Raw genomic sequence first — 6,029 nt, forward strand, 5'->3', positions numbered from 1 at the left:
CAACTTGAAGGCGGTGTCAAAGCTTCTACGGGTACGTGATGTCATGTCTTTCTGGGTCCTCGTTGGGGATGATCATCCCCTATCGAGGTGTCCACGAGAATTAGACCAGTACAGTCTGCGTTAGCTGTTGGGACGTTGAGAGAAGCGCTCTAGCGCAGGCCTTTTAGGCTTCCGCGCCAGCCTGACAAAACCCTCATCCGAACGCGGCCCGCCCCGGCCCCTCTCCCAGAGGTAGAGGGGTGACTCGCGCCGGCGAGGTACAAACCATCCTGAAGCCCACATGGGCCTGAAACCGGGCTGACGAGGTGGGGCAGCGACTGCGCCCCTTCAGGAGGCCGAGCGGAATCGTTGTGCAGGGGGACGAGCGGCATGGATGCCGCGAGAGGCGTGTGGGGCCATGGATGGCCCCTCTCGCCGTGCCCCCGGAGCAACGATGGAGGGAGGGCAGTCCGGCGAAGCCGGACCCGGATGCAGGGGCAAGACCTTTGCTTCCTTTGGGTCGTCTGCCAAAGGGAGGCGCCTGGGAAGGCGAAACCAGAAACATCCGCAGAACTCGATAATCAACTTGGCTCAGGACGTTCTAGCAACACTTAACGCAGACATAGCCAATTCATTCGCCAAGCAGGCCGAAGGTCTGCCCGGGTTTCCCGTAGGGGGGGTGCGCTGCAGCCCTTGGCGAATGAATCTGTTGTAGGAGCTAGCTTGCTAGCGAATGCGGACGTTTTCGCCAGCAAGCTGGCTCCTACCCGCACTCACGCTCGCCGATTGCCGGTTGCCGTCTCGCAACAGCTAAAACTCAGACATAGCCAATTCATTCGCCCCCCACAGGTCCCGAGCATGATCTTCGCCCTTTGGCTCAGTTCACCCGCTCGACGAACTCCACATCCACTTCGCGGCCCATCAGGTCGCGGTCCACTTCGCCGGTCAGTTTGACGGTGGCCTTGTCGTCGATGGACATGGGCGGCCAGTCTTCGTCGTCGATCTCCACTTTCATGGTGCCGCTGGCGTCCTTGAACTCGTAGATGTCGCCCTTGATGCGCTTGACGATCTGCCCCTGCAGCACCACCGGTGCATCATCGGCGGCCTCAAGCGCGGCCGCGACAGTGGTGATCTGGGACGTGGCGCCGGGGCCGGTGTAGCTGCTGGCCATGACGGCAGTAGAGAACAGCGGCGCGGCCAGCAGGGCGAGGTATTTGGTTTTCATGGACGTGATCCCGTGTGGTTTTGGTTGACGGGATCAGGCTAGGGCGGCTGGCTGAAACGAGGCTTAAAAGCGCCTTAAGCGAAGCTTAACGGTGGGGCGCCCTAACTCGGATCGGCGCTGGCCACCAGCTGCTTGCGGAACACGTAGAACAGGTTCGGCTCGCTGACGACGTAGATGTCGCCGCTCTCGTCCATAGCCACGCCTTCGGCGCGGGGGATGCGGCTTTCCAGGCCATTCATGCCGCCGAGCAGGCTGATGAAGCTGACAGGCTCGCCCTGTTCGTCCAGCTCCAGCAGCAGATTGGACTGGGCGGAGAGCACCAGCAGATGGCCGGTGCGCGGATCGATGCTGAGTGCGGAGAGATTGCGCATACCCAGGCCATAACTGGGGAGCGGTCGAAGTACGTCGCCGTGGGCTTCGCTGCCGTCGCTGCCGAGGCTGAACAACGCAACGGGGCCACGCTCCTTGCCGAGAATTAGCCGGCCCTGGGCCGGGTCCCAGGCGATGCCTTCGAAGCCCTTGTTGCCCGAGTCGGGGAAACCGAGGTCGAACTCAGGCGTACTACCGGCGCTCAACTCACGGGTTTCCGGGTCCAGCTCGAAAATCGACAAGGTGCGGCGGCGTTCATCGGTCACCGCAACATGGCCACCTTCCAGCACGGCTACACCTTCGGGGTTGGAGAAGCCCTTCAGTGGAATCCTGCGCAGCACCTCGCCGTCTCGGCTCAGCTCCACCAGGGTCGGTGACTTGCCGGTGACGGTGAACAGGGTACCGGTAACCGGGTTGTAGGCCAGGTCCGAGGTTTCGTCGTTCTCCAGGCCAGCCAGTGGCTTGCCCTGCAGCACGGCCCTGTAGCCCGGCAGCCAGATGCTGTCGGCGCGCTGTTCCTGGGTCAGTTGCTGCTCACCCAGCCAGACCAGGGCGCGGTCGTCCCAGTGCATGTAACTAGTCAGGGCGGTGGTCCCGGCGAAGGCGGCGACCAGTCCCAGCATCAGCCTGCGGCGGCGGATGAACGGCAGGAGGCGGAGCGGCATCGGATACTACTCGACGAAAGGGTGGCTAAGAGATAGCCATATGCCAGTGAAAGTTCCGTGAAATGCATCTCCGCCGGTCGGCCGGATCAGATGACCCGGCTTTCGAAGCGGCTGTGGCCAACCAGTTCCAGCACCAGGTCATCGCCCTGGTTCAGCGGGCCGACGCCCACCGGGGTACCGGTGAGGATGACGTCACCCGGTAGCAGGCTGAAGTGACCCGCCATGTGCTGGATCAGCGGCAGGATGGGGTTGAGCATGTCACGGCTGTTGCCGTCCTGGCGGACTTCGCCGTTGATGGTCAGGCGAATGCCAATGTCGTCCAACTGTTCGGGCGCGTCGCCCGGCACGAAGGGCGCCAGCACGCAGGCACCGTCGAAACTCTTGGCGATTTCCCAGGGCAGGCCCTTCTCCTTGAGCTTCGCCTGCACGTCGCGCAGGGTCAGGTCCAGGGCGGGGGCGAAGCCGGAGATGGCGTCGCGCACTTCCTCTTCGTCCGGGTGGCGCGACAGCGGCTTGCCGATCAGCACGGCGATTTCCGCTTCAAAATGCACCGCGCCACGGTCCTGGGGAATGCTGAAGCCACCGGCCAGCGGCACCACGCAGGAGCCCGGCTTGATGAACAGCAGCGGCTCGGTGGGCACAGGGTTGTTCAGTTCCTTGGCGTGCTCGGCGTAGTTGCGGCCGACGCAGACCACCTTGCCCAGGGAAAAGTGGATCGAGGTGCCATCGACATACTGATGCTGGTAGCTCATTTACCGACTCCTGAACGGTATCCATACGAAACAGGCGGTGGATCGCTCCACCGCCTGTCTGCTCAATTGAAGATTTTCCCCGGGTTCATGATCCCGTTCGGATCGAACACCGCCTTGATCGCTTTCATCACCGCAATCTCCGGCTCCGAGCGGCTGTAGCCGAGGTAGTCACGCTTGGTCATGCCCACGCCGTGCTCGGCGGAGATGGAGCCGTTGTACTTCTGCACGGTCTCGAACACCCACTTGTTCACGGTGGCGCACTTGGCGAAGAACTCGTCCTTGGACAGGTTGTCCGGCTTGAGGATGTTCAGGTGCAGGTTGCCGTCGCCGATATGGCCGAACCAGACCACTTCGAAGTCCGGATAGTTGGCTTCGACGATGGCGTCGATGTCATGCAGGAACGCTGGCACCCTGGAAACCGTGACGGAGATGTCGTTCTTGTACGGGGTCCAGTGGGAGATGGTCTCGGAGATGTACTCGCGCAGCTTCCACAGGTTCTGCAGTTGCTGCTCGCTCTGGCTCATCACGCCATCCAGCACCCAGCCCTGCTCGACGCAATGTTCGAAAGTGGCAAGGGCGTCGTTGGCGATCTCTTCGCTGGCGGCCTCGAACTCCAGCAGCGCATAGAAGGGGCAATCGGTTTCGAAGGGAGCCGGCACGTCGCCACGGGCCAGGACCTTGGCCATGGCCTTGTCGGAGAAGAACTCGAAAGCGGTCAGGTCCAGCTTGCTCTGGAAGGCGTGCAGCACCGGCATGATCGAGTCCAGGTCGGGCGAGCCCAGGACCATGGCGGTGAGGTTCTTCGGCGCACGGTCCAGGCGCATGGTGGCTTCCACCACGAAGCCCAGGGTGCCTTCGGCGCCGATGAACAGCTGGCGCATGTCGTAGCCGGTGGCGTTCTTGATCAGGTCCTTGTTCAGCTCCAGCAGGTCGCCAGCGCCGGTGACCACCTTCAGGCCGGCTACCCAGTTCCGGGTCATACCGTAGCGAATAACCTTGATCCCGCCGGCATTGGTACCGATATTGCCGCCAATCTGGCTGGAACCGGCAGACGCGAAGTCCACCGGGTAATACAGGCCCTTTTCTTCGGCGAAGTTCTGCAGCTGCTCGGTAACCACGCCCGGCTGGCAGACCACGGTGCGGTCGAACTCGTTGAATTCGAGGATCTGGTTCATGTAGTCGAAGGCGACGACCACTTCGCCATTGGCTGCTACAGCCGCGGCGGAGAGGCCGGTACGGCCACCAGAGGGGACCAGCGCGACCTTGTGCTGGTTGGCCCAGCGAACGATGGCCTGTACTTGCTCGATGCTCTTGGGGAAGACGATGGCGCTGGGGGCCGGGGCGAAATGCTTGGTCCAGTCCTTGCCGTAAGCCTCCAGGGACGCGGCGTCGGTCAACACCTTGCCGGGCTCAACCAGGGTCTTCAGCTCTTCGATCAGGGCAACGTTGGTCATCAGCGGAACTCTCAAATCATTCATGGTCGCCCTGAGAACGATTCAGGTCGCAACCGAGCAAGGGAAAAGGAGATCATGCTAGCATACGCACCCCGCGAATCGTGCTCTCCAGCCGATTTTCCGGGTAGCAGCCAAGTCCCCCCACGGCCCGCTTCTGTCATTTTTACCGGGATACATAGGTACGCAGATGAGCAAGACCTCTCTCGAAAAGAGCAAGATCAAGTTCCTTCTCCTCGAAGGCGTCCACCAGAATGCCGTGGACACCCTGAAGGCCGCCGGGTACACCAATATCGAGTACCTCAAGGGCGCCCTCTCGGGTGATGAACTGAAAGAGAAGATCGCCGACGTCCACTTCATCGGCATCCGCTCGCGTACCCAGCTCACCGACGAGGTGTTCGACTGCGCCAAGAAGCTCATCGCCGTCGGCTGCTTCTGCATCGGCACCAACCAGGTCAACCTGAGTGCCGCTCGCGAGCGCGGTATCGCGGTGTTCAACGCCCCCTATTCCAACACCCGCTCGGTCGCCGAACTGGTGCTGGCCGAAGCGATCCTGCTGCTCCGTGGCATCCCGGAGAAGAACGCTTCCTGCCACCGCGGCGGCTGGATCAAGTCCGCAGCCAACTCCTTCGAAATCCGTGGCAAGAAGCTGGGTATCGTCGGTTACGGCTCCATCGGCACCCAGCTGTCGGTCCTGGCCGAGGCCTTGGGCATGCAGGTCTTCTTCTACGACACCGTGACCAAGCTGCCGCTGGGTAACGCCACCCAGGTGGGCAACCTGCACGAACTGCTCGGCATGTCCGACATCGTGTCCCTGCACGTGCCCGAGCTGCCGTCCACCCAGTGGATGATCGGTGAGAAGGAGATCCGCGCCATCAAGCAAGGCGGCATCCTGATCAACGCCGCCCGCGGCACCGTGGTGAAGCTGGACGCCCTGGCCGAAGCCATCAAGGACGAGCACCTGATCGGCGCCGCGATCGACGTGTTCCCGGTCGAGCCCAAGTCCAACGACGAAGAGTTCGAGAGCCCGCTGCGTGGCCTGGACCGCGTGATCCTGACCCCACACATCGGTGGTTCCACTGCCGAGGCCCAGGCCAACATCGGCCTGGAAGTGGCCGAGAAGCTGGTCAAGTACAGCGACAACGGTACCTCGGTGTCCTCGGTCAACTTCCCCGAAGTGGCCCTGCCGTCCCACCCGGGCAAGCACCGCCTGCTACACATCCACGAGAACGTGCCGGGCGTGATGAGCGAGATCAACAAGGTGTTCGCCGACAACGGCATCAACATCTCCGGTCAGTACCTGCAGACCGACGAGAAGGTTGGCTACGTGGTGATCGACGTCGATGCCGAGTACTCGGACCTCGCCCTCGAGAAACTGCAGCACGTGAACGGCACCATCCGCAGCCGCGTCCTCTTCTAACAAGGGGCCGCTGCGCATCGGCGATACTTCGCCGGACATGAAAAAGGGAGGCTTCGCAGACTGTGTGAAAACCTAGCCGTCTGAGTCGAAGCTGAAGACAATGCCCGTATCGATCGATACGGGCATTGTCGTTTATGGGCTACATCCAGGGAGAGGCGCGCGGTCAGG

At 62.2% G+C, this 6,029-nt stretch carries 5 protein-coding genes; 1 reads left to right on the forward strand and 4 read right to left on the reverse strand.

Translation table 11 applies throughout. The features are described from left to right. Positions 1-856 precede the first annotated feature (856 nt). The 4 genes from FFS60_RS28230 to FFS60_RS28245 all read right to left on the reverse strand — a co-directional run bounded on the left by FFS60_RS28230 (position 857) and on the right by FFS60_RS28245 (position 4,444). The gene (locus FFS60_RS28230) at positions 857-1,204 is read right to left on the reverse strand and encodes a NirD/YgiW/YdeI family stress tolerance protein (RefSeq protein WP_028629527.1); all 348 of its coding nucleotides are present in this window, start codon (positions 1,202-1,204) and stop codon (positions 857-859) included. Positions 1,205-1,305: 101 nt separating this feature from the next. After that, positions 1,306-2,238, reverse strand: coding sequence for an SdiA-regulated domain-containing protein (locus FFS60_RS28235; protein ID WP_028629526.1), 933 nt, complete (start codon positions 2,236-2,238; stop codon positions 1,306-1,308). An 86-nt stretch (positions 2,239-2,324) separates the two neighbouring features. Then, a complete protein-coding gene (locus tag FFS60_RS28240) occupies positions 2,325-2,990 on the reverse strand; it encodes a fumarylacetoacetate hydrolase family protein (RefSeq protein WP_137823865.1) in 666 nt (221 codons plus the stop codon). Positions 2,991-3,052: 62 nt separating this feature from the next. Further along, positions 3,053-4,444, reverse strand: coding sequence for an FAD-binding oxidoreductase (locus tag FFS60_RS28245; RefSeq protein ID WP_028629524.1), 1,392 nt, complete (start codon positions 4,442-4,444; stop codon positions 3,053-3,055). 187 nt (positions 4,445-4,631) lie between these two features. Here FFS60_RS28245 and serA point away from each other — a divergent pair, with 187 nt between their 5' ends. After that, positions 4,632-5,861 carry a phosphoglycerate dehydrogenase gene (serA, locus tag FFS60_RS28250; RefSeq protein ID WP_028629523.1) on the forward strand — a complete coding sequence of 410 codons (1,230 nt, stop codon included), beginning with the start codon at positions 4,632-4,634 and terminating at the stop codon, positions 5,859-5,861. The last annotated feature ends 168 nt before the right edge of the window (positions 5,862-6,029 follow it).

It is taken from the genome of Pseudomonas sp. D(2018) (genome assembly GCF_005502555.1).
GTDB classification, from domain to species: domain Bacteria; phylum Pseudomonadota; class Gammaproteobacteria; order Pseudomonadales; family Pseudomonadaceae; genus Metapseudomonas; species Metapseudomonas resinovorans.

What these genes read in the sequence shown, in the direction of transcription:
- FFS60_RS28230 (WP_028629527.1), bottom strand. Translation starts at nt 1,204, where the DNA reads ATGAAAACCAAATACCTCGCCCTGCTGGCCGCGCCGCTGTTCTCTACT.
- FFS60_RS28235 (WP_028629526.1), bottom strand. Translation starts at nt 2,238, where the DNA reads ATGCCGCTCCGCCTCCTGCCGTTCATCCGCCGCCGCAGGCTGATGCTG.
- FFS60_RS28240 (WP_137823865.1), bottom strand. Translation starts at nt 2,990, where the DNA reads ATGAGCTACCAGCATCAGTATGTCGATGGCACCTCGATCCACTTTTCC.
- FFS60_RS28245 (WP_028629524.1), bottom strand. Translation starts at nt 4,444, where the DNA reads ATGACCAACGTTGCCCTGATCGAAGAGCTGAAGACCCTGGTTGAGCCC.
- serA (WP_028629523.1), top strand. Translation starts at nt 4,632, where the DNA reads ATGAGCAAGACCTCTCTCGAAAAGAGCAAGATCAAGTTCCTTCTCCTC.